At 72.0% G+C, this 25,935-nt stretch carries 26 protein-coding genes and 1 pseudogene; 19 read left to right on the top strand and 8 right to left on the bottom strand.

Translation table 11 applies throughout. The features are described 5' to 3' along the window. Nucleotides 1–45 precede the first annotated feature (45 nt). The 4 genes from ACZ67Q_RS30280 (at nucleotide 46) to ACZ67Q_RS30265 (ending at nucleotide 5,947) form a co-directional block, all read left to right on the top strand. On the top strand, nucleotides 46–1,023 hold the full coding sequence (locus ACZ67Q_RS30280) for a quinone oxidoreductase family protein (RefSeq protein WP_471188565.1): 978 nt from the start codon (nucleotides 46–48) through the stop codon (nucleotides 1,021–1,023). A gap of 180 nt (nucleotides 1,024–1,203) precedes the next feature. After that, a complete protein-coding gene (locus tag ACZ67Q_RS30275; protein ID WP_471188562.1) occupies nucleotides 1,204–2,796 on the top strand; it encodes an MDR family MFS transporter in 1,593 nt (530 codons plus the stop codon). A 471-nt stretch (nucleotides 2,797–3,267) separates the two neighbouring features. Next, nucleotides 3,268–4,299, top strand: a complete 1,032-nt coding sequence (locus ACZ67Q_RS30270) for a methyltransferase (RefSeq protein WP_471188559.1) — start codon at nucleotides 3,268–3,270, stop codon at nucleotides 4,297–4,299. A gap of 43 nt (nucleotides 4,300–4,342) precedes the next feature. Beyond that, nucleotides 4,343–5,947, top strand: coding sequence for an FAD-dependent monooxygenase (locus tag ACZ67Q_RS30265; RefSeq protein WP_471188556.1), 1,605 nt, complete (start codon nucleotides 4,343–4,345; stop codon nucleotides 5,945–5,947). Nucleotides 5,948–6,164: 217 nt separating this feature from the next. Here ACZ67Q_RS30265 and ACZ67Q_RS30260 read toward each other — a convergent pair whose 3' ends face one another. Beyond that, on the bottom strand, nucleotides 6,165–7,754 hold the full coding sequence (locus ACZ67Q_RS30260) for an FAD-dependent monooxygenase (RefSeq protein WP_471188554.1): 1,590 nt from the start codon (nucleotides 7,752–7,754) through the stop codon (nucleotides 6,165–6,167). 230 nt (nucleotides 7,755–7,984) lie between these two features. On the opposite strand from ACZ67Q_RS30260, the gene ACZ67Q_RS30255 reads away from it, so the two are divergent. The 15 genes and pseudogenes from ACZ67Q_RS30255 to ACZ67Q_RS30185 all read left to right on the top strand — a co-directional run bounded on the left by ACZ67Q_RS30255 (nucleotide 7,985) and on the right by ACZ67Q_RS30185 (nucleotide 20,705). Continuing rightward, a complete protein-coding gene (locus ACZ67Q_RS30255; RefSeq protein WP_471188552.1) occupies nucleotides 7,985–8,437 on the top strand; it encodes an anthrone oxygenase family protein in 453 nt (150 codons plus the stop codon). Continuing rightward, nucleotides 8,434–8,982 (top strand): PNPOx family protein, encoded by a 549-nt coding sequence (locus tag ACZ67Q_RS30250; RefSeq protein WP_471188549.1) that lies wholly within the window; start codon nucleotides 8,434–8,436, stop codon nucleotides 8,980–8,982. Before ACZ67Q_RS30255 ends, ACZ67Q_RS30250 begins: the two co-directional genes overlap by 4 nt. Beyond that, nucleotides 8,979–10,856 carry an asparagine synthase (glutamine-hydrolyzing) gene (gene asnB / locus ACZ67Q_RS30245; RefSeq protein ID WP_471188546.1) on the top strand — a complete coding sequence of 626 codons (1,878 nt, stop codon included), beginning with the start codon at nucleotides 8,979–8,981 and terminating at the stop codon, nucleotides 10,854–10,856. Before ACZ67Q_RS30250 ends, asnB begins: the two co-directional genes overlap by 4 nt. Before the next feature lie 91 nt (nucleotides 10,857–10,947). After that, nucleotides 10,948–11,319 (top strand): TcmI family type II polyketide cyclase, encoded by a 372-nt coding sequence (locus tag ACZ67Q_RS30240; RefSeq protein WP_471188544.1) that lies wholly within the window; start codon nucleotides 10,948–10,950, stop codon nucleotides 11,317–11,319. Then, nucleotides 11,316–11,747 (top strand): cupin domain-containing protein, encoded by a 432-nt coding sequence (locus tag ACZ67Q_RS30235; RefSeq protein ID WP_471188542.1) that lies wholly within the window; start codon nucleotides 11,316–11,318, stop codon nucleotides 11,745–11,747. Before ACZ67Q_RS30240 ends, ACZ67Q_RS30235 begins: the two co-directional genes overlap by 4 nt. Beyond that, on the top strand, nucleotides 11,744–13,027 hold the full coding sequence (locus ACZ67Q_RS30230; protein WP_471188539.1) for a beta-ketoacyl-[acyl-carrier-protein] synthase family protein: 1,284 nt from the start codon (nucleotides 11,744–11,746) through the stop codon (nucleotides 13,025–13,027). The genes ACZ67Q_RS30235 and ACZ67Q_RS30230 overlap by 4 nt, the downstream gene beginning before the upstream one ends. Further along, nucleotides 13,024–14,283: a ketosynthase chain-length factor gene (locus tag ACZ67Q_RS30225; RefSeq protein ID WP_471188537.1), complete on the top strand. Its 1,260-nt coding sequence runs from the start codon at nucleotides 13,024–13,026 to the stop codon at nucleotides 14,281–14,283. Before ACZ67Q_RS30230 ends, ACZ67Q_RS30225 begins: the two co-directional genes overlap by 4 nt. Before the next feature lie 25 nt (nucleotides 14,284–14,308). Beyond that, nucleotides 14,309–14,764: pseudogene (locus tag ACZ67Q_RS30220) on the top strand (SRPBCC family protein); the annotation flags it as partial. Continuing rightward, nucleotides 14,738–15,517: an SDR family NAD(P)-dependent oxidoreductase gene (locus tag ACZ67Q_RS30215; RefSeq protein ID WP_471188642.1), complete on the top strand. Its 780-nt coding sequence runs from the start codon at nucleotides 14,738–14,740 to the stop codon at nucleotides 15,515–15,517. The pseudogene ACZ67Q_RS30220 and the gene ACZ67Q_RS30215, both read left to right, overlap by 27 nt. A gap of 29 nt (nucleotides 15,518–15,546) precedes the next feature. Further along, nucleotides 15,547–16,296 carry an SDR family NAD(P)-dependent oxidoreductase gene (locus tag ACZ67Q_RS30210; protein ID WP_471188534.1) on the top strand — a complete coding sequence of 250 codons (750 nt, stop codon included), beginning with the start codon at nucleotides 15,547–15,549 and terminating at the stop codon, nucleotides 16,294–16,296. Between the two features lie 2 nt (nucleotides 16,297–16,298). After that, entirely contained in the window at nucleotides 16,299–16,622 is a 324-nt protein-coding gene (locus tag ACZ67Q_RS30205) for an antibiotic biosynthesis monooxygenase family protein (RefSeq protein ID WP_471188531.1), read from the top strand. After that, the gene (locus ACZ67Q_RS30200) at nucleotides 16,619–16,927 is read left to right on the top strand and encodes an antibiotic biosynthesis monooxygenase family protein (protein WP_471188529.1); all 309 of its coding nucleotides are present in this window, start codon (nucleotides 16,619–16,621) and stop codon (nucleotides 16,925–16,927) included. Before ACZ67Q_RS30205 ends, ACZ67Q_RS30200 begins: the two co-directional genes overlap by 4 nt. 778 nt (nucleotides 16,928–17,705) lie before the next feature. After that, nucleotides 17,706–17,855, top strand: coding sequence for a hypothetical protein (locus ACZ67Q_RS30195; protein WP_471188527.1), 150 nt, complete (start codon nucleotides 17,706–17,708; stop codon nucleotides 17,853–17,855). A 70-nt stretch (nucleotides 17,856–17,925) separates the two neighbouring features. Further along, nucleotides 17,926–18,774: an SDR family oxidoreductase gene (locus ACZ67Q_RS30190; RefSeq protein WP_471188524.1), complete on the top strand. Its 849-nt coding sequence runs from the start codon at nucleotides 17,926–17,928 to the stop codon at nucleotides 18,772–18,774. 416 nt (nucleotides 18,775–19,190) lie between these two features. Continuing rightward, complete coding sequence (locus ACZ67Q_RS30185; RefSeq protein WP_471188522.1) at nucleotides 19,191–20,705, top strand: peptide MFS transporter; 1,515 nt, start codon at nucleotides 19,191–19,193, stop codon at nucleotides 20,703–20,705. 284 nt (nucleotides 20,706–20,989) lie between these two features. On the opposite strand, the gene ACZ67Q_RS30180 is transcribed toward ACZ67Q_RS30185, so the two are convergent. The 7 genes from ACZ67Q_RS30180 to ACZ67Q_RS30150 all read right to left on the bottom strand — a co-directional run bounded on the left by ACZ67Q_RS30180 (nucleotide 20,990) and on the right by ACZ67Q_RS30150 (nucleotide 25,923). After that, the gene (locus ACZ67Q_RS30180) at nucleotides 20,990–21,586 is read right to left on the bottom strand and encodes a dihydrofolate reductase family protein (protein WP_471188520.1); all 597 of its coding nucleotides are present in this window, start codon (nucleotides 21,584–21,586) and stop codon (nucleotides 20,990–20,992) included. Nucleotides 21,587–21,789: 203 nt separating this feature from the next. Further along, entirely contained in the window at nucleotides 21,790–22,392 is a 603-nt protein-coding gene (locus tag ACZ67Q_RS30175; protein ID WP_471188518.1) for a dihydrofolate reductase family protein, read from the bottom strand. A 142-nt stretch (nucleotides 22,393–22,534) separates the two neighbouring features. Further along, nucleotides 22,535–22,954 carry a YciI family protein gene (locus ACZ67Q_RS30170; RefSeq protein WP_471188516.1) on the bottom strand — a complete coding sequence of 140 codons (420 nt, stop codon included), beginning with the start codon at nucleotides 22,952–22,954 and terminating at the stop codon, nucleotides 22,535–22,537. A gap of 178 nt (nucleotides 22,955–23,132) precedes the next feature. After that, nucleotides 23,133–23,537 carry a VOC family protein gene (locus ACZ67Q_RS30165; RefSeq protein WP_471188514.1) on the bottom strand — a complete coding sequence of 135 codons (405 nt, stop codon included), beginning with the start codon at nucleotides 23,535–23,537 and terminating at the stop codon, nucleotides 23,133–23,135. A 68-nt stretch (nucleotides 23,538–23,605) separates the two neighbouring features. Then, complete coding sequence (locus ACZ67Q_RS30160) at nucleotides 23,606–24,841, bottom strand: epoxide hydrolase family protein (protein WP_471188512.1); 1,236 nt, start codon at nucleotides 24,839–24,841, stop codon at nucleotides 23,606–23,608. A 69-nt stretch (nucleotides 24,842–24,910) separates the two neighbouring features. After that, nucleotides 24,911–25,459, bottom strand: coding sequence for an NIPSNAP family protein (locus tag ACZ67Q_RS30155; protein ID WP_471188509.1), 549 nt, complete (start codon nucleotides 25,457–25,459; stop codon nucleotides 24,911–24,913). Beyond that, the gene (locus ACZ67Q_RS30150) at nucleotides 25,456–25,923 is read right to left on the bottom strand and encodes a hypothetical protein (RefSeq protein WP_471188507.1); all 468 of its coding nucleotides are present in this window, start codon (nucleotides 25,921–25,923) and stop codon (nucleotides 25,456–25,458) included. The genes ACZ67Q_RS30155 and ACZ67Q_RS30150 overlap by 4 nt, the downstream gene beginning before the upstream one ends. Between the last annotated feature and the right edge of the window lie 12 nt (nucleotides 25,924–25,935).

The following is a 25,935-nucleotide window of genomic DNA, read 5'->3' as shown; positions in this document are numbered from 1 at the left end:
GCACGCGCGGCGCGGCTCGACGGATAACCCCCCATGGAGACAGCAATGCGAATCGTCCGCCACTACGAGCACGGTGCGCCGTCCGTCCTCCGCCTGGAGGAGACGGAGAAGCCCCAGCCCGGTCCGGGCCAGGTCCTGATCCGCGCCGAGGCCATCGGCGTCACCTTCGCCGAGGTCCAGCGCCGCCAGGGCATCCCGATCGGCGGTCACGCCGGACTGCCCGGCGCGCCCGGCGGTGACGTCGCCGGCACCATCGAGGCTGTCGGCGAGGGCGTCACCGGCTTCGCCGTCGGCGAGCGGGTCGTCGGCGACGTCGACCACAGCGCCTACGCCGACTACGTCGTCACGGGCGCCGACTTCCTCATCAAGATCCCGCAGGACCTGGACGCCGCCGAGGCGACCCTCCTGCCCAGCCCGGCCCAGACGGCGTATCACGCGATCCGCGAGGCCGGCCGCCTCCAGCCCGGCCAGACGATCGTGATCGACGCGGCCTCCGGCGGCGTCGGCCACCTCGCCGTCCAGATCGCCAAGGCCCTCGGCGCCGGCAAGGTCATCGCCACCGCCGGCTCCAAGGCCAAGCTCGACTTCGTGCGCGAGCTCGGCGCCGACGTCGCCATCGACTACACCGACGAGGACTGGGTGGACCAGGTCCTCGCCGCCACCGACGGCCGCGGCGCCGACGTGGTCCTGGAGACCGTGGGCGGCGACGTCCTGCTGAAGTCCCTGGGCATCACCGCCCAGTTCGGCACCCTCGTCTTCTACGGCTCCGCCTCCGGCGACATCCCGCCGATCCCGACCCTGGCCCTGTCCCGCATGAAGAACGTCGCCGGCTTCAGCCTCTACGCGATGCTCTACAACAAGCAGGACGCCGTGGCCGCCGGTCAGCGCCACCTGCTCGACCTCATCGCCTCCGGCCAGGTCAAGCCCGTGATCCACGAGCGGCTGCCGCTCGAGGAGGCCGTCACGGCCCACGAGCTGATGGAGGCCCGCGCCCAGCTCGGCAAGGTCGTGCTGGTCCCGTAACTCCGCAAGGCAGCGGCCGGCCCGGACCCCCGCCGGGCCGGCCGCACCCCCCCACCCGCTGCACAACAGCACGAAGTGACCTCCCCTAAGCCCCTGACGGGCCCGCGAAAAGATGACGCCGCCGCCTCCAGCGGTCGGTGCGAGGGGGACCGCACACACCGACTCGAAAGGCGGCTCATCATGTCCGCTCCCACCGCCCGGGCTACGGGAGGGCTCCACTCCTCCGGCACCCGCATCACCCCCACCATGGTCGGGTGCATGCTCGCCGCGTTCCTCGGCATCCTCGACACCCAGATCGTCGCCACCGCGCTGCCCCGCATCGTGGGCGACCTGCACGGCATCGACCTCTTCGCGTGGGTCACCATCGCCTACGTCATCGCCAGCAGCGTGACCACGCCCATCTACGGCAAGCTCGGCGACCTCTTCGGCCGCAAGGTCACCTTCCTGTCCGCGATGACCCTGTTCCTGGTGGGCTCCGCGCTCTCGGGCGCCTCCGGATCGATGGAAGCGCTCATCACCTTCCGCGTTGTTCAGGGCATGGGCGCAGGCGGCATCTTCGTCTCCGTCCTGGCCATCATCGGCGAGCTGTTCACGCCCCGTGAGGGCGCCAAGTACTACGGCATGTTCGGCATGATCTTCGCCGGCGCCTCGCTGGCCGGCCCCGCCATCGGCGGCCTGCTCACCGACGTGCTCAGCTGGCACTGGGTCTTCCTGGTCAACCTTCCCCTGGGCGCCGTCGTCTTCTTCCTGCTCGCCAAGTACCTGCACCTGCCCCGCCAGGTCCGCCAGTCCCGCCTGGACTACGCCGGCATCGTCACCCTCTCCGGTGCCATCATCAGCCTGACGCTGCTCACCTCGTGGGCCGGTGTCCAGTACGCCTGGACCTCCGCGCGGATCATCGGCCTCGGCGTGACCGCGGTCCTGTGCCTCGCCCTGTTCATCGTGTCCGAGTCCCGCGCCGTCGAACCGATCGTGCCGCTGCGGCTGTTCAAGGACTCGACGTTCACCCTGTCGCTGCTCGGCACCATCATCTGCGGCGTCGTCTTCGTCGGCTCCGTCAACTTCCTTGCCCTGTACGTCCAGGTCGTCACCGGCGCCAGCCCCACCACCTCGGGCTTCGTGCTGCTGCCGATGATGCTCGGCCTGGTGCTCTCCTCCATCGGCTCCAGCAAGATCATCCGCAAGACCGGCAAGTACAAGATCTTCCCCGTGGTGAGCATGGCTCTCGGCATCGTCGGCGCGCTGCTGCTGTCCACCATGGACGCCTCCACCCCGCGGATCGTGTCCGTGCTGTTCATGGTGGTCTTCGGCTTCGCCTCCGGTCTGTCCGCCCAGGTCTTCACCCAGGCCGCGCAGAACACGGCTCCGCCCAAGGACCTCGGCGCCGTCTCCGGTGTCGCCACCTTCGGCCGCTCCTTCGGGACCTCGATCGGCATCTCGCTGTTCGCCTCGATCTTCTACGGGCGCCTCACCGACGAGATCACCGCACGCGTCCCGGCCGGTGCCCTGCGCGGCGTCGACCACGAAGCGCTGTCGTCCCAGTCGGTCCTCGACTCGCTGGCCGCCCCCGTGCGCCACGCCGTCGAGCAGGCCTACGCCGCGGCCCTCACACCGGTGTTCGTCACCTCGGTGCCCATCCTCGCGGTCGGCCTCCTGATCACCCTGTGCATGAAGAACCTCACGCTGCGCTCGCAGCACCACGGCGGCGGCGAGCGCGAGTCCGCCCCCGCCTCGGACCCGGCACCCACCGGAGCCACCCCCGAAGCGGCCTGATCCACGCGAATCCCCCGCGCGTGATGCACGGCCGGGGCCGTCCTCCCACCACTGTGCGGGAGGGCGGCCTTCTCCATGCCCGGCCATGTTCCCCGCGGGCCCCCGTACCCGGGCCGTTCGTCCGGCCGACCGCTCTGGCGGTGCAGCACCCCGCCGCGCGACGGCTGACGTGGTGCAGCACCCCGCCGCGCGACGGCTGACGCGGTGCAGCACCCCGCCGCGCGACGGCTGACGCGGTGCAGCACCCCGCCGCGCGACGGCTGACGCGGTGCAGCACCCCGCCGCGCGACCGCTGACGCGGCGCCGCGCTCCGCCGCGCGACGGCTCACACGGTGCCCCGCCCCAACGCGCGCGACCGCTCACGCGGTGCCGAGCCCCGGCGCTGCAGGCCGCTTCGAGCCGGACTCCACGCGCACCCGCCATTGTCGGGCGAGGACCGCAGCGGTCCCCAGGCTCGCTTAGGAGGCTCGCGTGACAACGACCGATGACCGTACGACAGCCGCGGCGGTCGACCCCGGTCCGCTGATCAAGCTGACCATCGCGGACTGCGCGGCCAAGGTGCTGCACAGCGCCGTGACGCTCGGCGTGTTCGGTGCGCTCGCCGAGGGGCCGGCCGGTGCGGAGCAGATCGTCGCCGCCACCGGTCTGCACCCGCGCATGGCCGAGGACTTCCTCGACGCGCTGGCCGGCCTCGGTCTGCTGGAGCGCACCGGCGACCGGTACGCCAACGCGCCGCTGGCCGCGGCCTACCTGGTGCCCGGCGCCTCCACCTACCTCGGTGGCTTCGTGGAGCTCACCAACGAGACCCTGTACGGGACGTGGGGGCGGCTCACCGAGGCGCTGACCACCGGTGCCCCGCAGCACCTGGACCCCGACAAGGGCGGGTTCGTCGGGGACAAGCACAAGGACCCGGAGAAGATGAAGCGCTTCTTCGCCGGTCTGGACGCCTACAGCGACCGCATGGGCGTCGAACTCGCCGGCCGCATCGACTGGTCCCGGCACTCCTCCTTCGTCGACCTCGGCGGCGCCCGCGGCAACCTCGCCTCCGTCCTGGTCCGCGAGCACCCCCACCTGAAGGCGGGCGTGTTCGACCTGGAACGCACCCGCCCGCTGTTCACCGAGCACGTCGGCCGCCTCGGCCACACCGACCGCATCGAGTTCACCGGCGGCGACTTCTTCGCCGACGACATCCCCCGGGCCGACGTCATCGTGCTCGGGCACATCCTGCACGGCTTCGACACCGACCGGCGCCGCGAGCTGCTGCGCCGGGTCCACGCGGCCGTCAACCCCGGCGGGCAGATCCTCGTCTACGACCGGATGATCGACGACGAGCGCCGCAGCGCCGAGCGCCTGCTCTCCAGCCTGCACATGCGCCTGGTCAGCCCCGACGGCTCCGAGTACCGCATCGGGGACCTCAACGACTGGCTGCGCGAGGCCGGCTTCACCGCCCCCGCCGCACAGCCGCTGCTCGGCACGCACACGCTGGTGACCGCCACCCGATGACCGACCTGGACGGCACGGCCGCCCAACGAGCCAAGGAATCAACATGAGCCAGGAGAAGGTGCCCGTTCTCATCGTCGGCGGTGGCCTCGCCGGACTGTCCGCCGCCGTCTTCCTCGCCCACCACGGTGTGAAGGCCACACTGGTCGAACGCCACCCCAGTACCTCCGTCCACCCCAAGGCCCGTGCCATCAACCCGCGCACCATGGAGCTGTACCGCGCGGTCGGCATGGAGGAGCGGGTACGGGCCGGACGCTCGCCGATATCCGGCAACACCGACCTGGTGCACGTCGAGACCCTCGCCGGCAACGAGCGGGTCCGCATGCCCAACGCCTCGATCGAGGACATCAGCCGGATCAGCCCCACCCAGTGGACCCTGATCGACCAGAACCAGCTGGAGCCGATCCTGCGCAAGCGTGCCGAGGAGGTCGGCGTCGATCTGCGTTTCCACACCCGCCTGGAGGCGGTCGTGGAGGACGCCGACGGGGTGAGCGCCACGCTCACCGACCTCGGCACCGGCGAGAGCAGCGAACTGCGCGCCTCCTACGTGGTCGCCGCGGACGGCAGCCGCAGCCCGCTGCGGCACATGCTCGGCATCGACGCCCACGGCCGCGGCACGCTCACCAACCTGGTCAGCTTCTTCTTCGACGCCGACCTCACCGACGCCCTGCGGGGCCGCAGGATCATCGCGGCCTACGTCAACAACCCGCAGGTGCGCGGCACGATCATCCCCATCGACAACGACCGCAAGTGGGTCATCAACGTCTCCTTCTTCCCGGAGAAGGGCCAGAGCGCCGACGACTTCACCCCAGAGCGCTGCGTCGAACTCGTCCGGGCCGCCGTCGGCGTCCCCGACCTGCCGCTGACCATCGAGTCGGTCGACATGCCCGCCTGGGACATCTCCGCGCGGGTCGCCGACACCCTCGCCCGCGGCCGCTTCCTCATTGCCGGCGATGCCGCCCACGTGATGCCGCCCACCGGTGCCTTCGGCGCCAGCACGGGCATCCAGGACGCCTACAACCTGGCCTGGAAGCTCGCCCTCGTGCTGGAGGGCAAGGCAGGGGAGCGGCTGCTGGCCAGCTACGACTCCGAGCGCCGTCCGGTCGCCCAGGAGACCGTGCGCCAGGCCATGCTGCGGTTCGCCGTCCGTGAGGGCAAGGCGTTCGACGAGGTGGCCAAGGACCTGGTCGACGAGACGACGATGACCTTCGGATACGCCTACCCCGAGGGCGCGTTCGCCGGTGAGGACCCGCAGGCGTGGACCATCACCGAGGACCCCGACAAGCCCAGCGGGCGGCCCGGCACGCGTGCCCCGCACGTCGTCGTCGAGGGTGAGCACGGCCCCTTCTCCACCGTCGACCTCTTCCCGGTCGGCTTCACCCTGCTGACCGCCGGCCCCGTCGGGCCGTGGGCCGCCGCCACCGAGGCGGCCCGCGACCTCGGCCTGATGCTGACCGTCCGCGGCATCGGCGAGGGCGGCCACTACGCCGACGTCGAGAACACCTTCACCGAGCGCTACGGCATCGGCGAGGGCGGCGCCGCCCTGGTCCGCCCCGACGGCTTCGTCGCCTGGCGCTCGGCCGGCGGCCCCGCCGGCGACGTCACCTCCACGGTGACCGGGGTGCTGCGCGGCATCCTCTGCCTGGACTGACCCCCGCCGGCGACGGAACCGGCCCCTCGGCCCCCACCCGGCGGCCGGTTCCGTCAGCGGCCGCCCCGCACCACGACGGCACGCCCCGCACCACAACGGCCGCACCGCACCAACAGCGGCCACCCCGCGCCACAGCGGCCGCCCCCCACACACACGACTGGGCGCGCCTCCCGAATCCCGGGAGGCGCGCCCAGTGCCGTGCGGGGCGGCCGGCCGCTCAGAGGGTGCGCGACAGCAACCGGTGCACGACCGCCGACAGTTCGACCGCCGGGTCCGCGGGCTGACCGGCCGAGCGCCAGGCCAGGAAGCCGTCGGGGCGCACCAGCGCGGCACCTGAGGCGGTGATGCCGTACTTCTTCAGGAACTCCTCGACCACCTCCACCGGTTCCTCCCCGCCCACCCGATGGAAGGCGAGGTCGATGCCGGTCAGCCGCGACACACCGCCGGCCGCCCGCTCCCACAGTCCGGCCTCGGGCCCGGCCAGCAGCAGCCAGCCGCCCGTCAGCACATCGTGCAGCGGGGCGTCCGTGCCGCCGGAGCGCAGCACGATGTGCGGGGCACGGGTGCCCGGCCGGCCCGACGGCTGGGTCGGGTCCTCCACCGGGGCGCCGTCGTCCGCGCCGGTCTCCGCCAGCACCGCACCCGACCGGTAGACGTGCCCGAACAGCACAGTCGTCTCCGGCCGGTGCCGGGCCGCGGCCTCCTCGTCCAGGCCGCTGCGCTGCAGATAGCGGATCACGCCCTGCTCGACGGTGAACTCGGCGACCGGGACCCGCTCCTCCTCGTAGGTGTCCAGCAGCTCCACGCCGGCCTGTCCGCGCAGTACGAGCGCCAGCTTCCACGCCAGGTTGTGCGCGTCCTGCAGGCCCATGTTGCCGCCGAACCCGCCGGTGGGCGGCATGATGTGAGCCGCGTCCCCGGCCAGCAGCACCCGGCCGGAGCGGAACCGGTCGGCGACCCGGGCGGCGATCTCCCAGCTGGTGCTGGTCTCCACCGCGACGTCGAGATCCGCCACGCCGACCGCGGCCCGCACCATCTCCACGCAGTCCTCCTCGGAGTACTCGGCATGCGTCTCCTGCGGCGGCAGGCTCGGCGCCAGCACCCAGCGGTCGGAGTCGTCGAGCCGGCCGAGCACGCCCTTGACCCGGTCGTTGCTGACGAAGCAGAGGAAGAAGCGCCGGCCGGCGACGTACTCGTCCAGCGCGGCGTGGAAGATGATGTTCATCTGGCGGCCGAAGACGCCCTGCCCGTGCGTGCCGATGCCGAGCCCCTCGCGGATCGGGCTGCGCACACCGTCCGCGGCGACCAGGTAGGCGGCGCGGACGGTGGTCTCGGTGTCGTGCCGCACATCGCGCAGCACGGCGGTGACCCCGTCGGCGTCCTGCTCGTAGCTCACCAGCTCCGTGCCGAAGCGGATGTCCGCGCCCAGCTCCTCGGCCTTCGCCCGCAGCACCGGCTCGAAGCGGTCCTGCCCGATGAGGGTCCAGCCGGTCGTGCTCACCTCGTTCGGGTCGTGCCGGAAGGGGCCGTCGAAGCGGCCGAGTTCGGCCCCGCTCAGCGACTCGACCTGCAGGATGTCGCCGTACTGGGCGTGCGGGTTCTCCTGGGCGCGCACCGCCTGCTCCAGGCCGAGCGCCCGCATCAGCTCCATCGTGCGGGGGCTGGCCGCCTGCGCGCGCGGGTGGGCCGAGATGTGGGGGTGCCGCTCGACCAGGATCGGCCGGATGCCCTGCTGGGCGAGGAACAGTGCCTGGGCCAGGCCCACCATGCTGCCGCCCACGATCAGTACGTCGGTTCGCTCAGCCACCGCTGTGCTCCTTGTCTCGATGCCGTCGTGCCCGGAGTGCTGGGTGGACCCGACTCCGGACAGTCCCGGCCAGCCAACAGCGCAGCCCTAGAGGCCCGCTCGGACCGCGCCCGCGCCCCGCACCGGACGCGGACGACGGCGTCCAGACCGGTTCGAGCCGCGTACGAGGAGCCGCTGCGATCGTCGAAGCCGCTCATGACGTTGGCAAGCCGGACGAAAGGCCACAGGCCGTGGTGGAGACACTGAGTGTGCTGGTGCTGCTGGGCACCGGCCTGGTGGCGGGGGTGCTGTTCGCCGTGGCGATCAGTGTCATGCCCGCCCTGATCGCGATGACCCCCGACCGCTACGTGGACACCCACAAGCTGCTCGGCAAGCGCTACGACCGGATCATGCCGTTCATCGTGAGCGGCTCGGTCATCGTGGACGCCGCGTTCGCGGTGCGCGCCGACCACACCGGACCGCGTGCCCTGTTCATCGCCGGCGCGCTCGCCATGGCCGGTGTCGCGGTCGTCTCCCAGACGCGCAACGTGCCCATCAACAACAGGGTCAAGAAGACCCGGCCGGAAGACCTCGGCCCCACCTGGCCGGACCCGCGCCGCCAGTGGCGCGACTGGCACCTGCTGCGCACCTGCTTCGCGATCGCCGGCTGCACCCTGACCGCCGCCGCGGTGGTGCTGTCATGACGGCCGCCACCGGGCAGCCGGCCGCCGCCCTCGCACGCATCACCCGCGCGCCGCGCGACGCCGAGGAGCAGGCGGCCGCCAACGCCCGGATGACCGCCCTGCTGTCCCGGCCCGACCCGGGCCCGGTCGCCGCGCATCTGGCGCTGGTCCACTTCACCGGGCGGCGCAGCGGACGGCCCTACACCGTGCCCGCGGGCGTGCACCGCCTGGACGGCGCCCTGTACCTGGCCACCTCCAGTTCCTGGCGGCACAACCTCGCCCCCGCCGCCGACGGAGAGCTCACCTGGCAGGGCCGGCGCACCCCGGCCCGCTTCCGGATGGTCACCGACGCCGACCTGACCGCCCGCGGCTACCTGGAGCTGTGGCAGCGCTACGGCCCCGAGGCCGGCCCGCGCCGCCTGGGCATCGCCGTGGCCGACGGGACCGAACCCACCCTGGACGACTTCCGGGCCGCCGTCGCCGGCATCCCGCTCACCCTCGTCGCCGTCACCCTCGACGCCGGCGACACCGCTGAACTCGCCGTGAATGAGAGGACCTCCCGATGAGCGCAATCGCCGGCTGGGTCGACTTCCAGCGGGACCTGGCCCCGCAGACCCGCGTCGTGGAGGCCATGGCAGCCACCCTCGCGCACCGCGGACCCGACGGTCAGGGCGTATGGGCGCAGGGCCACGCCGCCCTCGCCCACCGCCGCCTGGCCCTGCTCGATGTGACCGACACCGGCCGCCAGCCCGTCGTGCACCGCACCGAGGGCGGCACGGACGTCGCGGTGCTCGCCCTGGACGGCGCGATCACCAACCACGACGAGCTGCGGGCCGAACTGTCCGCCAAGGGCCACCGCTTCACCGGCGGCGGCGACGCCGAGACCGCCCTGCACGCCTACCTCGAGTGGGGCACCGACTTCCTCACCCGCCTGGAGGGGCTGTTCGCCGTCGCCGTATGGGACGTGCGCCGCCAGGAACTGCTGCTCGCCCGCGACCGCCTCGGCGTCAAGCCCCTCAGCTACTACCCGACGCCCACCGGCGTGCTGTTCGGCTCCGAACCCAAGGCCCTGCTCGCCCACCCCGACGTCGCCCCCGTCGTCGACGCCGACGGCCTGCGCGAACTGTTCGCCCACAGCCGCAAGCCCGGCACCGGCGTCTTCCACGGCATGCGGGAGGTCGTCCCCGGCCACGTGCTCGTCGTCCGCCCCTCCGGCAGCACCGAGCAGCGCTACTGGTCGCTGCCGGCCCGGCACCACACCGACAGCCTGCCGGACACCATCACCACCGTGCGCGGCCTGCTCGCCTCCGCCGTCGCCGGCCACCTGCGCGCCGACGTGCCCGTGGGCGCCATGCTCTCCGGCGGCATCGACTCCAGCGCCCTGACCGCCCTGGCCCACCAGACCCTCACCGCCGCCGGCGGCGGGCCGCTGCGCAGCTTCTCGGTGAACTTCACCGGCTACACCGAGAACTTCCAGCCGCACCCCACGATGCGCTCCACCCCGGACGCCCCCTACGCGGCGCTCGCCGCCGAGCACATCGGCACGCAGCACACCGAGATCCTCCTGGACACCGCGGCGCTCACCGACCCGGCCGTGCACGCCGCGTCCCTGCGCAGCCAGGACGCCCCCTCCCCGCTCGGCGACATGGACGTCTCCCTCATCCGGTTCTTCGCCCGGCTGCGCGAGGCCGGCTTCGCCGCCGTCCTGTCCGGCGAAACCGCCGACGAGGTCTTCAACGGCTACTTCTGGGCCTACGACCCGCAGCACAGCAACTCCCAGACGTTCCCCTGGGTGTCCTTCGAACGCGGCCACGACGCCGCCGCGGGCGGCCTGGGCACCTCCATGATCGACCGCCGGCTGCGCACGGACCTCGACTTCCTCGGCTACGCCGACCAGCACTACCGCGACGCCCTGACCGAGGTTCCGCACATCGACGGCGACACCCCCGCCGAACGCCGGGCCCGCGAGGTCACCTACCTCGCCCTCACCCGCTGGGCGCCCACGCACCTGGACCGCGCCGACCGCATGAGCATGGCCCACGGCGTGCAGCTGCGGCCGCCGTTCTGCGACCGGGCTCTGGTGGAGTACGTCTACAACGTGCCCGCCGCCCTCAAGCGGGTGGACGGCGTGGAGAAGAGCCTGCTGCGCTCCGCGGTCGCCGACCTGCTGCCCGAGCCGGTGCTGCGCCGCAAGAAGAGCGCCTACCCGACCACCCAGGAAGCGGCCTACGGCGACTTCGTGCGCCGGCGGTTCATCGAACTGGCCACCGACCGCGGCGCGGCCGTCGCGGGCCTGCTGGACGCCACCGCCACCGCGGCGGCCGTCGACTCCGACAAGTCCCCCGAGGGCGCCTTCGCCTGGGTCGAGCGGGCCAGCATGGAGATGGTGCTGCAGCTGGAGACCTGGCTGACCGACTACCGGATCGACCTGAAGCTGTGATCTTCCCGGCCGCCGGTCCAGACCGTTTCAAGACAGCTTCGAGAGCCGCCCACCAGGGTGGAGCAACGACCGAAGAAGCCAGGAGGGCAACGTGCACCGCACACTGATCGTGGCGCGGATGAACCTCGCCGACGCCGAGGGCGTCGCCAAGGTCTTCGCGGACTCCGACTCGACCGACCTGCCGCACATGGTGGGTGTCTCCCGGCGGACCCTGTTCGCCTTCCACGACCTGTACTTCCACCTTGTGGAGGCCGAGCAGGACATCGGCCCGAACCTGTACAAGGCGCGCAGCCACCCGCTGTACAACGACATCAACACCCGGCTGCAGGAGTTCATCTCGCCCTACGACCCCGACTGGCGTGAGCCGCGCGACGCGATGGCCGTGCCGTTCTACAGCTGGACCCCGCAGGACGGCCCCGTCACCACCAAGCCGTCCGGCCCGACCCTGGGCGGCACCCGATGACCACAGCGGCCCCCACCACCAAGGTGAACCTGGAGGAGGTCGCCGCCAACCGCAAGCGCGGCGGCGACATCCGCATCACCCTCAGCCCCCGCACCGTCGGCTGCACCTCCGGCTTCGGCGGAACCCTGCGGCTCGGCCCCGGCGAGTACGTCACCGAGCATCTGCACCCGTACTCCGAGGAGTTCCTGCACGTCGTCTCCGGCGAGCTGAGCATCACGCTGGACGGCGAGCCGGTCGCGCTCGGCCCCGGCGACTCCCTGCTCGTGCCCATCGGGGTGCGCCACCGGCTGGTCAACACCGGCCAGGAGCCGGCGCAGGTGGTCTTCCACCTCTCCCCGCTGGCGCCGCGCCCGGAACTCGGCCACGTGGACACCGAGGCGCCGCTCGTCGACGGTGGCGCCAACCCGGACGTCGGAGGCCCGCGATGAGCCGTCGCGCCGTCATCACCGGCATCGGCGCCGTCGCACCCGGCGGCGTCGGCCGTGAGGCGTACTGGGACCTGCTCTCCAGCGGGCGCACGGCCACCCGGGACATCACCCTGTTCGACGCGGGCAAGTTCCGCTCCCGGGTCGCCGCCGAGTGCGACTTCGACCCGGTGGCCGCGGGCCTGAGCGCCCAGGAGATCCGCCGCATGGACCGCGCCGCCCAGTTCGCGGTCGTCGCCGCCCGCGAGGCGATCGAGGACAGCGGCATCGACACCACGGCCGGCGACCCGGGCCGCACCGGCGTCAGCATCGGCAGCGCCGTCGGCTGCACCACCGGCCTGGAGGACGAGTACGTCGTCCTGTCCGACAGCGGCAAGAACTGGCTGGTCGACCACACCTACGGCGTGCCGCACCTGTACGGATACATGGTGCCCAGCACGCTGGCCGCCGAGGTGGCCTGGCAGGCGAGCGCGCAGGGCCCCGTCGCCCTGATCTCCACCGGCTGCACCTCCGGGCTGGACGCCGTCGCGCACGGCGTGCAGCTCATCGAGGAGGGCGTCTGCGACATCGTCATCGCCGGCGCCACCGACGCCCCGCTGTCGCCGATCACCTCCGCCTGCTTCGACGCCATCAAGGCCACCACGCCCAACAACGACGACGACGCCGCCGGCGCCTCCCGGCCCTTCGACGGCCGCCGTGACGGCTTCGTCCTCGGCGAGGGCGCCGCGGTCATGGTGATCGAGGAGGCAGGAGCGGCCCGCCGCCGCGGCGCCCGCGTCTACGCCGAGGTGGCCGGCTTCGCCAGCCGCTCCAACGCCTACCACATGACCGGACTCAAGGCCGACGGCCGGGAGATGGCCGAGGCCATCGGCGTCGCCCTGGACCGGGCCCGGCTGGACCCCACGGACATCGGCTACATCAACGCGCACGGCTCGGGCACCAAGCAGAACGACCGCCACGAGACGGCCGCGTTCAAGCGCAGCCTGGGACAGCACGCCTACGACATCCCGGTCAGCTCCATCAAGTCGATGATCGGGCACTCCCTGGGCGCCATCGGCTCCCTGGAGGTCGCCGCCTGCGCGCTGGCCCTGCGCCACCAGGTGGTGCCCCCCACGGCCAACCTGTCGGTGCCCGACCCCAAGTGCGACCTCGACTACGTACCGGTCACCGCCCGGGAGCACCGCATGGACCACGTGCTCAGCGTCGGCAGCGGATTCGGCGGCTTCCAGAGCGCCATGATCCTCAGCCGCCCCGGTGCCGGCGGCGGAAGGGAAGCAGCATGAGTGCCCTCGGCATACCCGAGGGGCGGCGCCGCCCCGCGGTCGTCACCGGCCTCGGCGTCATCGCCCCCACCGGTATCGGCGCGCGCCGGCACTGGGAGGCCGTCCTGGCCGGCAAGAGCGGCCTGGGACGCATCACCCGCTTCGACACCGGCACTTACCCGGTCAAGGTGGGCGGCGAGGTACCCGGGTTCGAGGCCGACCAGCTGATTCCCGACATCCTCGTCTCCCGCACCGACCGCTTCACCCACTTCGCGCTGGCCGCGGCCGAGACGGCCCTGGCCGACGCGCAGGCCGACCCGGCCACGCTGCCCGAGTACGAGATGGCGGTGGTCACCGCCAGCTCCTCCGGCGGCACCGAGTTCGGCCAGCGGGAGATGGAGCAGCTCTACCAGCGGGGACCGGCCTGGGTGGGCGCCTTCCAGTCCATCGCCTGGTTCTACGCCGCCACCACCGGCCAGGTGTCCATCCGGCACGGCATGCGCGGCCCCTGCGGCGTCATCTGCGCCGAGCAGGCGGGCGGCCTGGACGCCCTCGGCCAGTCCCGCCGGCTGCTGGACACCGGATCGCGGCTGGTGCTGTCCGGCGGCACCGACGCCTCCTTGTGCCCCTACGGGCTGACGGCGCAGCTGTCCACCGGCGCCCTGTCCACCGTGGACGACGCGACCCGCGCCTACCTGCCCTTCGACGAGGCGGCGCGCGGATACGTCCCCGGTGAGGGCGGAGCCATCCTGGTCGTCGAGAGCGAGGACGGCGCCCGCGAGCGCGGGGTGGGCCACTACGGCCGCATCCTCGGCTACGCCGCCGGATTCGACCCCGCCCCCGGCTCGGGTCGTCCCCCCGCCCTCGCCTCGGTGATCCGCCGCGCCCTCGCCGACGCGGACCTGACCGCCGACGCCGTCGACGTGGTCTTCGCCGACGCCGCCGGACTGCCCGAGGCCGACCGCGCCGAAGCCACCGCCGTCAACGAGGTGTTCGGGGCCGGCCGGGTACCGGTGACAGCGCCCAAGACCCTCACCGGCCGGCTGTACGCGGGCGGCGCCGCACTCGACGTCGCCACCGCCCTGCTCAGCCTGGCCGCCGACGTCATCCCGCACACCGCGGGCCCCGTCGACGCCGGGCACCTGGGCATCGACCTGGTCGTCGAACGGCCCCGGCACACCCCGCTGCGCACCGCTGTGGTGCTCGCCCGCGGACACGGCGGCTTCACCTCCGCGCTCGTGCTCGGCGCCGGGGACCGCACCGACCACCTCACGTGACCCCCGAACCCGAAAGGCAGGAGTGATGGCGGGACACACCAGCAACTCCATCGTCATCGACGCCCCCATGGACTTCGTCTGGGAGCGGACCAACGACGTCGCGTCGTGGCCCGAACTGTTCAGCGAGTACTCACTCGCCGAGATCCTCGAACAGGACGGGCCGACCGTCACCTTCCGGCTCGCCCTGCACCCCGACGAGAACGGCAAGGTGTGGAGCTGGGTGTCCCAGCGCACCACCGACGCCGCGACCCGCACGGTGCGCGCCCACCGCGTGGAGACCGGGCCGTTCGAGTACATGGACATCCACTGGGAGTACACCCAGACCGACCGGGGCGTGCGGATGCAGTGGACCCAGGACTTCCACATGAAGGACGGGGCCCCGCTCGACGACGACGGCATGACCGACCGCATCAACCGCAATTCCGTCGTCCAGATGAACATCATCAAGCGCAAGATCGAGACCGCGGCGAGCGCCCTGCGTGCCCCGTACTCCGACCTCGCCGGCAAGCGCATCCTGGTGACCGGCGGCACCCGGGGCATCGGGCGGGGCATCGTGCTCGCCGCCGCCCGGGCCGGCGCGGACGTCCTCACCTGCTACCGGCAGGAGAACGACCACGTCACCACGCTCGGCAAGGAGCTCGCCGGGCTGCCCGGCTCCGGCCACCTGTTGCGCGCCGACGCCTCCGACGCCGCGGGCGCCCGACTGCTGGCCGACCGTGCCCGTGACCTGTTCGGCGGCCTCGACGCAGTCGTCAACAACGCCGGCGACTTCGCCCCGGCCCCCTACGACGACCTCACCGACGCCGCCTGGGCTGCTGCCGTGCAGTCCAACCTCACCGGCACCCATCAGGTCACCCAGGCCACACTGCCCCTCCTGGCCGGCGGCGCATCCATCGTCAACTTCGGCTCCACGGTGGCCCGCATCGGGATGGCCGGCGGCGCACACTACACGGCGGTCAAGCAGGGGCTGATCGGCCTCACCCGCTCCCTGGCCCGCGAACTCGGCCCGCGGAACATCCGCGTCAACACCATCTCGCCCGGCCGCATCGACACCGAGGCCCTGGACGAGCTGCCGCCCGAGGCAGCGGCACAGCAGCGCGCGATCTTCTCCAAGTTCGCCGCCGCCGGCCGCCTCGGCACCCCGCAGGAGATCGCCAACGTCGTGCTGTTCCTCATCAGCGACCAGGCCTCCTACATCACCGGACAGAACATCCACGTAGACGGCTGCGTGTGAATCTCCGTCACACCACGGAAGGACATCAGGTGGAACTCGGACTGCAGGGCAAGAAACTCCTGGTCACCGGCGGCACCCGAGGCATCGGGCGGGGCATCGTACTCGCCGCCGCCCGGGCCGGCGCGGACGTCCTCACCTGCTACGTGCAGGAGAGCGAGTACGTCGAAAGCCTGCGCCGAGAGCTCAAGGAGACCGGCGGCGACCACCACGTCATACGCGCCGACGTGGGCGACCTGGCCCAGGTCGACGCCCTGGTCGAGACGGCCAGGGAGAAGTACGGCCGGCTCGACGGCATCGTCAACAACGCCGGCGTCATCAGCCACATCCCCTTCGCCGACCTCGCCCCCGAGGAGTGGTCGCGCGTCCTGGACACCAACCTGACGGCCAGCTACCGCATCATCCAGCAGGCGCTGCCGCTGCTCGGTGCGGGAGCCTCCGTCATCAACGTCGGCTCCCGCGGCGCGGCTGCGGGCATCCCGCTGCGCGCCCACTACACCGCGGCCAAGGCGGCGATGATCGGCCTGACCCGCTCCCTGGCCAAGGAGCTGGGCGGCAAGGGGATCCGCGTCAACGTCGTCGCCCCGGGCGTCATCGAGACCGAGGCATTCGACACGCTGCCGGCCGAACGCGCCGAGGGCCTGCGCGCCACCTACTCCCAGAAGACCGCTCTCGCCCGGCTCGGGCGCGTCGACGAGCTGGCCGCCCCCGTGCTGTTCCTGCTCAGCGACCTGTCGGCCTACATCACCGGCGAGACCCTCAACGTCGACGGAGGCATCTGACCATGAGCGACGCGACGTTCCGGGTCATGCTGCGGATGCAGATCAAACCGGGCATGGAGGCCGACTTCGAGCGGATGTGGCAGGAGGTCGGCGACTCCGTCACCGGCCACCCGGCCAACCGGGGCCAGTGGCTGGCCAAGAGCACGGCCGAGGACGAGGACGGCATCTACTACATCGTCAGCGACTGGGTGGACGAACCGCAGTTCCGTGCGTTCGAGACCAGCGACACGCACCTGCAGCACCGCACCAAGCTGCACCCCTTCCGCAGCGGCGGCTCCATGGCCACGATGCGGATCGTGGCCAGCCTCGAAGGAGCGGCCGCATGAGCACCGCTCCCGCGGTGGAAGTGGTGCTCTACCACCTCTCCGACCAAGGTGAGGACGTCCTGGCGGCCTACCACGAGGCGAGCCGCCGCATGGCCGGCACCCCCGGTCTGCTGGGCAACCAGCTCATGACCGAACTGGGGCGTCCGGACAGCTACGTGGTGGTCAGTCACTGGGACAGCTGGGAGTCCTTCGAGAAGTGGGAGACGGGGGCGCAGCACAAGGACCAGACGGCCCCTCTGCGCGAGTTCCGCGACACCCACCGGGCGCGCCCGTTCGAGATCTACAAGGTCCTCGCCCACTACTGAGGGCAGGTGGCGGACCGCACCCGCGGAGGGCGCCCGACAGGCGCCCTCCGCACCTCCGTGCGCCCGCGGCTCCCGCGCTCTGCACCGGCCTGGCGCTGGTCGTCGTCGGCCGTGGCCTGGTCAAGCCGTCCCTGGCCGCCATGGTGTCCGCCGTCAGCGGTACGGCCAACGGTCAAGCGGGAGGATGCCTTCCCCTGACCTGCGCCGAGGCCCGTACGGCCGCCCGGCGCGCCGCCGCGGTCCTCGTGGTCGGCGCCGCGGCCACGACCGCCGTCGTCGGCGCGCTGCGCCTGCCCCCCTACTTCCTCCTCATAGGCGGCATCGCCCTTGCCGTCGGCGCGTTGGTGGCCGCCCAGCCCCGTCTGCTACGGTGCTTGGCGTTCCGTAATCGCTTCCAGCAGGAGTGGCCAGAGCCAAGACGAACACCGAAGGACCGGGATCAGCAGTCTGCTGATCGAAGGTTGAGAGGGCCCAGAGGGCCGGAGTCGGACGAGATCCGACCACCCATCTCCGCTGCTCAAGGCGAGCAGCGTACTTCGTTGAGTTCGTTCTGCGCACTCCCGCACCCGGGGATGCCACGTACTGGCACCGCTCCTCGATTACTGGGACCTCTCTTGGCTTCCACCTCACCCGAGCCTGCCACCCAGGCCTCTGCCGTGCCGGCGCAAGCGCGTCTTCATGACCTCCGTCACCGTCTTCCTTGTCGGATCGGTTCTGCGCGGCCTCGCCCAGACGATGGGTCAGCTCATCGCCTTCCGCGTCATCCAGGGCATACGCGGTGATTCCGATCGCCGCGATCGGTCTGGTGGCCGCGCTCTTCCTCAAGGACGTCAAGCCGGCCGATGGCCACGGCCATGGCGGTGACGATTCCGGGCAGCCCGGCGACGACACCGCCACCAGCCCCTCTGCCCCCCGCGGCGAATCCTGACTCTCCCACTCCACGAGTGGCCCCCTCGCACGGACTTCCGCCGTGCAGCACATCCCAAGGAGACACACGCATGATTCTCGTCACCGGTGCCACCGGCAACGTCGGCTCGGAACTCGTCGCTCAATTCGCCGCGGACGGCGTGCCCGTGCGGGCCATGACCCGCTCGCCGGAGAAGGCCCGCTTCCCCGAGGGCGTCGAGGTCGTCGCCGGCGACTTCGACAAGCCCGAGACGCTCCCCGCCGCCCTCGCCGGCGTCGACCGCGTCTTCGTCTGCCCGCCCGGCTACGGCCCCGAAGGCCCGGTCCAGGAGCGCACCCTCGTCGCCGCCGCCCGCGAGGCCGGCGTCAAGCACCTGGTCAAGCTCTCCACCAGCGGCGTCGGCTACGGCGCCACCGACCCGCTGACCTCGGGCCACCGGGCCGGCGAACAGGTCATCCAGGAATCCGGCTTGGCTTGGACCATCCTGCGCCCCGGCACCTTCATGATCTACCTCTACGGGTACGCGGACACCATCGCCAAGAACCGGACCATGTATGTCACCGAGGGTGACCCCGTCTCCGCGATGATCCACCCGCGGGACATCGCCTCTGTGGCCGCGAAGGTCCTCACCACCTCCGGTCACGAGGGCCAGGCCTACACGCTCACCGGCGCCGAAGCCCTCAGCCCGCAGCGCCAGGGCGAGATCATCGGTGAGGCCCTCGGCCAGGAGGTCGAGGTCGTCGAGCGCACCAAGGCCGAGGCACAGGCCGAGTTCGACCGCATGGGCTGGGGCGGCCCCCGCCTCGAGGCCCTGCTCGAGCTCAAGCGTCAGTCGGCCGCCTGGGACTGGAAAGTTTCGAACGCCGTCGAGGAGATCACCGGCAAGGCTCCGCTGACCCTGCGCGACTGGGTCGAGGAGAACATCCACATCTTCGGCTAGCCGAACCGCACGGCGTGGGGCCGGCGGGCCGCGAGGCCCGCCGGCCCACGCCGTTTCCACGCTCCGGCGGCGGCCCAGCCGGACACCAGGGCCGTTCGAGACGGCCCCTCCAAGCTGGGACCCGGAACCGCGAGGCCCGCCGACGCAGTGGGGACCACGTCAGATGACGCACAGCCCGTTCCACACCGTCCTGGACCGGGCCGGGTGGGACATCCGCATCACGCCGGCCTTCATCGAACTGCTGGGGTGCCCAGCGGCGCCCCGGCGACATCCACGCCCTCGCGTAACGGCAGACGAAGGACCTTGAGGCGCTCCGGCCGAGACAGTCCCCGGATACCACGACAGCCGCCCCTGGTCGGAGTGGCTGCGGGCGCACGACCTGGCCCCCGCCCGACTCCCGCACGAAGGAGAGAACCGTGGACAGTCCGAGCCGGACACGCGACCACAGCGGTGCCCGGGTACGTCGTGAGGACGCCGTGACCAGCCCGAGCCGGACCGGTAACGGTTTGTACGTCCCGCCCGCGCCACCCGGCACTCCCTCGGGGCCCGGGGCGCGCCGGGGCTTTCTCACCCTGCTCGGCGTCGACCTGTGGGAGCGTTTCAGCTTCTTCGGCATGGCGGCGATCCTCGTCCTCTACCTCACCGCCGCGCCCGCCGACGGCGGCCTGGGCATGTCCCAGCAGACGGCCACCGCGCTGTTCGCCACCTACATGTCCCTGAACTTCCTGGCCGGGCTGCCCGGCGGCTGGCTCGCCGACCGGGTCCTGGGCGCCCGCCGGGCCGTCCTGGCGGGCGGTGCGCTCATCGCCTGCGGCCACGCCGTCCTCGCCGTCGCCACGGCTCCCGCGCTCTACACCGGTCTGGCGCTGGTCGTCGTCGGCACCGGCCTGGTCAAGCCGTCCCTGGCGGCCATGGTGTCCGCCGTCAGCGGTACGGCCAAGCGGGAGGAGGCCTTCTCCCGCTTCTACATGTGCATCCAGGTCTCCGCACTGCTCGCCCCGGTCGTCACCGGCTTCCTCGCCGAAAAGGTCACCTGGCACCTGGGGTTCGCCGCGGCCGCCTTCGGCATGGCGGCGGGCCTCGCCCAGTTCCGTATCGGCCTGCGCGTCCTCGACGGCACCGGCAGCGCCCCCACCCGGCCCCTGACCCGCGCCGAGGCCCGTACGGCCGCCCGGCGCGCCGCCGCGGTCCTCGTGGTCGGCGCCGCGGCCACGACCGCCGTCGTCGTCGGCGCGCTGCCCCTGCTCGCGCTGCTGGCCGTGCTGGGCCTCGCGACGGTGTGCCTGCCGTTCGTGTACCTGCGCTCCCTGGGCCGGCGCAGCACCGTGGACCGCGCCCGGCTGACCGCCTTCACCACCGTCATGGCGGCTTCGGCGGCCTTCTGGATGATCTTTGCGCAGAGCGGTTCCGTCCTGTCGCTGTTCGCCGCCCACCACACCGACCGTGCCATCCTCGGCTTCACCATCCCCGCGAGCTGGATGCAGTCGGTGCACCCGCTGTTCGTCCTGCTGCTGGCCCCCCTGGCAGGCCGGCTGCGCACGACGACCACCGCCAAGTTCGCCGGTGCCCTGGCAGCGGCCGGCCTGAGCTTCGTCGTCATGGCCGGGGCCGCCCTGCTGGCCCGCACCGGTGATGTCTCCGTGGCCTGGCTGATCGCCGTCTACCTGCTGTACTCGCTGGGCGAGGTGGTGCTCGCCCCGGCCGGCCTCGCCCTGGCCGCCGCCGTCGCCCCGCCCGGCTACCTCAACCGTTTCCTCGCCCTCAACGGCATGTTCGCAGCCGTCGGTGTCGTCCTCGGCGGCCAGTTGTACCGCCTGACGGCCGTCCTGCCCCTGCCCGCCTACTTCCTTCTCATGGGCGGCATCGCTCTTGCCACCGGCGCGTTGGTGGCCGCCCGGGCCTCACACCTGCGCCCTCATCTGCCGGGCTGACGCAGGCGACGAGCAGCGCTCCCTGTTCCGCGCCGCAGGCGGCTGGACGGGGTTCATCGTCCAGGCCGCCCTGCTGGACTGGAGGAAGCCGCCAACCACCCCGCGCGAGAACTCCGGACGTGCCGCCGTTGTGGACGGACCGGCTCGGCCGGCGTTTCCTTCTGGCGGGCGGCCCTTGCGGGTGCCGCGCGGCACGATTCAGGCACGAGGGCACGACTGGGTTCCCTTGGCAGCCGCCGGCCGGCAGACCACGCCCGTCCTGCGCCCCCCGCCGCCGGGGGCGCTCAGCCGTCGGCGCGGGAGTAGGTGAGGAATACCGCGCCGCTCCCGAGGACGGTGTGGTCGGCCAGGGTCCAGGTGCGCGGATCGAAAGCGGCCTTGCGGGAGAACAGCGGGATCCCGTCGCCGATGGTGAGCGGGCCGATCTTCAGGATCAGGGTGTCGATCTCGGCGTACAGGGAGCCCGCCAGTTCGGCGCCACCGAGCAGCCAGATGTCTTTGCCCTCCTGCTCCTTGAGCTTGCGCACCACCGCCACCGGGTCGTCGGCGACCAGCTCCACGGCCGGATCCGGGCTCTCGGTCAGGGTGCGGGAGAACACCAGGTGACGCAGGTGGGGGAAGGCGTCGGTGATTCCGGCCGCGAGACCGATCTCGTAGCTGCGCCGCCCCTCGAGCACCGTGTCGAAATGCGTGCCCTCCGCCGTGACGGACAGCGCCTGCCGCGCCTGCACGGGCAGCGTCTCCGGGTACTCGGCCACGAGGTGCCGTATGTAGTCCTCCGACAGGGGCCAGAAGCCGTTCGGACCGGTGGGGTCCGCGCCGTCCGGGCCCGCGATGAACCCGTCGAGAGTGGTCGCGACGTAGTGGACGAGTCTGCGCACGCTGAGATCCCTTTCCTTCGGTCCGCACGCCCCGGTACGGCCCTGGCCGCAGGTCGGCGTGCCGGGGCGCGAGGCCGCCCGGTGATCATGACACGCCGGCCTGCCTGCGCGAGCCCGTTCCGTCTGAACTCGCCCTCGACGCGGGGCCCTTGCCCGGCTCGACGCGCCGGCCGGGGCGGTCACGTCGTCGCCCGGCGTGCGGTTCAGCGGATCGCGTCGTAGACCAGCGCCAGCGTGCCGTGTTCGCCCGCGGTCCGGCTGACGAGCGTCCACTTGCTCGCGGGCAGGCCGTCGTCGAAGAGCCGCGGTCCGCCGCCGAGGACGACCGGGAAGACGGTGAGAGCCAGCCGGTCGACCTGGCCGGCTGCCAGCAGCGCCTTGATGACGCTCGCGCTGGCGAGTACGAGGATGTCGCCGCCTTCGGTGGCCTTGAGGTCCGCGGCGACCTCCTTGGCCGGCTTGTCGACGATCGTCGTCCGCTCCCACGGCGCCCCCTCGAGCGTGGAGGACAGCACGACCTTGTCGGTGTCGACGAGCCACTTCGCGAAGCCCTCGTCGCGCGGGTCCGCGCCCTCCATGCCGATGACGGTGGGCCAGAACCCGAGGAACCCCTCGGCGTTGACACGGCCCAGCAGCGCCGTCGTCGCCGTCTCCCACAGGCCGGTCAGGTGGTCGCGGGCGACGTCGGTCACGGCGTAGGGCATCACCCAGCTCATGTCGAGCGGGTTGTCCGGGGCGGCGTAGCGGCCGTCGAGGGAGAGGGCGATGTTGGTGACGATGCGGCGGCCGTCGGTCTGCCGGGTCATGTAGTGCTCCTTGTGTCAGCGCTGGGGGTGTCGTGGGAGTGCTCGGCGAGGACCGCCGCGAGCCTGTTCCGCCTCCGGGAGAAGCCGGTCTCCCTCCGCGGCGAAGTCCGCTTGCGTGTACGGCTGCGGTACCGGTCCTCGATCACCCGTGAGGACAGTCCGTGACGGTGGGCGATGCGGCCAGGAAGGGGCGCAGCTCGAGCCACTCGTGGATCGGCTTCCCGCCCTTCCCGGGGGCGGCGGACAGTTCCCCGGCCAGCGCGACGGCCCGCTCGTAGCTGTCGACGTCGATCACCATCCAGCCCGCGATCAGGTCCTTGGTCTCGGCGAACGGGCCGCCGACGACCGGCGGGCGCCCCTCACCGTCGTAACGGACCCAGGTGCCGTCGGGGGAGAGCGCCTGGCCGCCGGCGAACTCGCCGGTCTTCTCCAGCCGCGCCGCGAAGTCGTTCATGTACCGCACGTGTGCGGAGATCTCCTGCGGGGTCCACTGATCCATGGGCGCGCAGTTCACCGGTTCCGGGGCGCCGCGGTAGTGCTTCAGCAGCAGGTACTTGGCCATGGTCCGACTCCTTGGTCCCGAGGTGACCCGTTGCGGTCACCTTCACCTCGGGGACGGAGCCGGCCACGGGTTCTCGACATCACCGGCCGAGTATTTTTTTCCGGCCTCTCCTCGACGCGGCGAGGCCGGTGTCCGGGAACGCCGTCGGCGCGGAACCGGACCCGTAACCGTTGACGATCTATTCGTCGAGCTCGGTGAAGAGGGTCAGCTGGAGAGCACCCGGTGCTTCAAGACGGGAGTTCAGTGAGTTCCATGGGGTCCGCGTCGGCTCGGCGACCACCTGCGCTCCGGCAGCGGCAAGCTTCGACGTCACGGCGACCGAGTCGTCTACCTGAAAGGCGACCCGAATGGGGCCGGCCACTCGCCGCCCGACCTCGACTTCGTCGATGAAGGCAGCGTGGTTCGGGTCAGTGAGCTCCAAGGTGGCCCGGCCGGCGTCGAGGATGGTGACCCGCCCGTCGGCAGAGGCGAAAGCACCGCGCTCGGGCAGGCCCAGGACATCGCGGTAGAAGTGCAGCGCCGCATCGTAGTCGGCGGCCGTGACCACCAAGCGGAGTTCACGGACTGCGGGTTCGTCGGGCATGTCTTCTCCTCGGAGGACGCGGGTGCAGACTCCTCAACCTGGCGGCCGGCTGGTCGATTCCCGGTCGGTCAGGGCCTGCGGTCGCGGAAGGTGCGGCGCAGGTCGCTCACCCAGGCGTCGGGGTTCTCCCAGGGGATGAAATGGCCGCCGTGGTCATGGGCGTTGACGTCGACGTGGTTGAACCACTTCGCCTGCGGGCCGTTCCGGAACGCCCGGACGCGCTCCTCGGCGGTGTGGATGCCGGGCGGGTTCTCGTAGGTGACGAAGGTGAGGCCAACCGGGGCCTGCACGACGGGGGTGCGGTCGTGGGCGGGGGTCCACGGGTAGCGGTTGGCGTTGGCGTAGTAACGCATCGATGTGGCGATGGAGTTGTTCACCCAGTAGATCGTGGCGTGGGTGAGCAGGTCGTCCTTGGTGAAGACGGATGCGAGGTCGCCGCCGTGGTCGCTCCAGGCGTGCCAGCGCTCCAGCAGCCAGGCGAGGAGTCCGGCGGGTGAGTCGCTCAGGGCATGGGCCAGGGTGGCGCCGTCGAGCATGTGCACGGCGAGGTGGGACGCCCAGCGGTGGTCCTGCTCGATGATGCGGCCACGGATGTCGGCGGGCTGGCCGTCGGTGAGGGGCCGGTTGCGGGCGAAGTCCCAGGCGCGGGGGCCGTTGAAGAAGTCGAGCGGCAGCCCGGAGCCGATGTGGATGCCGTACAGCTCGTCGGCGTACTTGTGCCCGAGCTGGCTGGAGACGAGCCCGCCGATGTCGCAGCCCCCGGCGGCGTACCTGTCGTACCCCAGGGTCTCGGTCATCAGGGTGTGCCAGAGGTCGGCGACCTTCCAGAAGTTGACGTCCGGAAAGCCGGTGAGCGGGCCGGGGAAGCCGAAGCCGGGCAGGGACGGCACGATGACGTCGAACGCGTCGGCGGGGTCGCCGCCGAACGCGGCCGGGTCGGCGAGCGGGTCGATCACCTTCGACCAGTGCCAGAACGTCCACGGCCAGCCGTGGGTGAGGATCAGCGGGACCGGGCGCGGGCCGCGGCCGGGCCTGCGCATGAAGTGCACGCGAACACCGGCGACACTCACCTCGTAGTGCTCGTGCACATTGATGGCGCTCTCCGCCTTGCGCCAGTCGTAGCCGTCCCGCCAGTAGGCGACCAGCTCACGCAGAAAGCTGTCCGGTACGCCGTAGGACCAGTCCGCGTTCCCCTCGTCCAGCGGCGGACGGGTCAGCGCGAGACGGGCCCGCAGGTCGTCGAGGACCTCGTCGGGCACATGGATCGAGGTGGGCTCCAGGGGGAAGGCGTGCGCGATGGTCATGCCGTGATTCCTTACCGGACAGGGGCAAGCGGTGCCGTCGGCCTGCGGGGTGGGTGGCTCCCCCAGACCCTAGGCCGTCACCGGTTCGAGCCGCAGTCGCCGGGTCGGCCAGGGCGGCGGTTCCGCCGGGCCGAACCAGACCCGGACGTCCTCCCCGGTGCGGACCGGAAGCCGGGGGAAGTCGTTCTCGGCGTGCTCGGTGCGGTGCAGCGCATGGCCGGGGCCGAGGTGCCGTGCGGCGTACGCGTCGAAGGCGGTCGCCCCGGACGGGTGGCAGACGGTCGCGAGCACCTCGACCGCGCCGGGCGCAGGCGTGAAGCCCGGGCCGCGCAGCAGCAGGACGTCGTCGCTGTCGGTCATGGTGGCGTTGGCCGCGTCGCGGTGCTGCTGCCAGACGGGGCCGCCGTAGAACGCCTCCAGCGAGCGCCGGCGGCGCGCCATGTCGGGGAACGCGCGCAGCCAGACGAACCGGTTCGGGTCGTCCAGGTCGCGGAAGCGGCCGCCGACGGTGATGCCGACCGCCTGCTGACCGGTCACGAACTCGCGCTCGAACAGCTCGATCAGTGTCTCCCGGGCTCCCGGACGCAGGGTGTACTGCCGCAGCTCGACGATGCTCATGCGCCGGTCCGCCCGCTGCGGGTGAGGTCCATGGTCCAGTTGTGCTCCCAGGTGTGGCCGTCGTCGGCGGAGAACTCCTGCTCCCAGCGGGCGTTGTCCGGGCCGAGGCGGTACCAGGTGAAGTGCACCCGGATCGGGCGCCCGTCGTAGGTGTCGTCACCGTGGAAGTCACCGCGGTCGCCGGTGAAGCCCCCGACCACCGGTGGGTCCAGCCGGCCCGTCCGGCTGTCGGACCAGTGGATCGACCAGCGCCGCGTCTCGCGGTCGAACAGGCGCAGGGTCACGCCCTGACGGCCGAGGGTGGGGAAGGTGATCTCGTCGATGTTGCCGGCGCCCCCGAACAGCGGCCGGACCACCGCGTGACCGGGGAACTCCACCCAGGTCCCCGAGCCCGCCTCGAGCGGTGCGGTGAGCCGGCGGTTGGCCACGTCCCAGGAGCCGTGCAGGAAGTCGAAGTCGTTCATGCGCCGCAGACT

Source organism: Streptomyces sp. NPDC036813 (genome assembly GCF_055609245.1).
This window is presented reverse-complemented; position numbering and strand designations above follow the sequence as displayed.

Excerpts from the sequence above, each read along its gene's own strand:
- ACZ67Q_RS30235 (WP_471188542.1), top strand. The coding sequence starts at position 11,316 with ATGACCACAGCGGCCCCCACCACCAAGGTGAACCTGGAGGAGGTCGCC.
- ACZ67Q_RS30165 (WP_471188514.1), bottom strand. The coding sequence starts at position 23,537 with ATGCCCGACGAACCCGCAGTCCGTGAACTCCGCTTGGTGGTCACGGCC.
- ACZ67Q_RS30175 (WP_471188518.1), bottom strand. The coding sequence starts at position 22,392 with ATGACCCGGCAGACCGACGGCCGCCGCATCGTCACCAACATCGCCCTC.
- ACZ67Q_RS30280 (WP_471188565.1), top strand. The coding sequence starts at position 46 with ATGCGAATCGTCCGCCACTACGAGCACGGTGCGCCGTCCGTCCTCCGC.
- ACZ67Q_RS30200 (WP_471188529.1), top strand. The coding sequence starts at position 16,619 with ATGAGCACCGCTCCCGCGGTGGAAGTGGTGCTCTACCACCTCTCCGAC.
- ACZ67Q_RS30160 (WP_471188512.1), bottom strand. The coding sequence starts at position 24,841 with ATGACCATCGCGCACGCCTTCCCCCTGGAGCCCACCTCGATCCATGTG.
- ACZ67Q_RS30205 (WP_471188531.1), top strand. The coding sequence starts at position 16,299 with ATGAGCGACGCGACGTTCCGGGTCATGCTGCGGATGCAGATCAAACCG.
- ACZ67Q_RS30225 (WP_471188537.1), top strand. The coding sequence starts at position 13,024 with ATGAGTGCCCTCGGCATACCCGAGGGGCGGCGCCGCCCCGCGGTCGTC.
- asnB (WP_471188546.1), top strand. The coding sequence starts at position 8,979 with ATGAGCGCAATCGCCGGCTGGGTCGACTTCCAGCGGGACCTGGCCCCG.
- ACZ67Q_RS30275 (WP_471188562.1), top strand. The coding sequence starts at position 1,204 with ATGTCCGCTCCCACCGCCCGGGCTACGGGAGGGCTCCACTCCTCCGGC.
- ACZ67Q_RS30155 (WP_471188509.1), bottom strand. The coding sequence starts at position 25,459 with ATGAGCATCGTCGAGCTGCGGCAGTACACCCTGCGTCCGGGAGCCCGG.
- ACZ67Q_RS30170 (WP_471188516.1), bottom strand. The coding sequence starts at position 22,954 with ATGGCCAAGTACCTGCTGCTGAAGCACTACCGCGGCGCCCCGGAACCG.
- ACZ67Q_RS30250 (WP_471188549.1), top strand. The coding sequence starts at position 8,434 with ATGACGGCCGCCACCGGGCAGCCGGCCGCCGCCCTCGCACGCATCACC.
- ACZ67Q_RS30230 (WP_471188539.1), top strand. The coding sequence starts at position 11,744 with ATGAGCCGTCGCGCCGTCATCACCGGCATCGGCGCCGTCGCACCCGGC.
- ACZ67Q_RS30190 (WP_471188524.1), top strand. The coding sequence starts at position 17,926 with ATGATTCTCGTCACCGGTGCCACCGGCAACGTCGGCTCGGAACTCGTC.
- ACZ67Q_RS30265 (WP_471188556.1), top strand. The coding sequence starts at position 4,343 with ATGAGCCAGGAGAAGGTGCCCGTTCTCATCGTCGGCGGTGGCCTCGCC.
- ACZ67Q_RS30150 (WP_471188507.1), bottom strand. The coding sequence starts at position 25,923 with ATGAACGACTTCGACTTCCTGCACGGCTCCTGGGACGTGGCCAACCGC.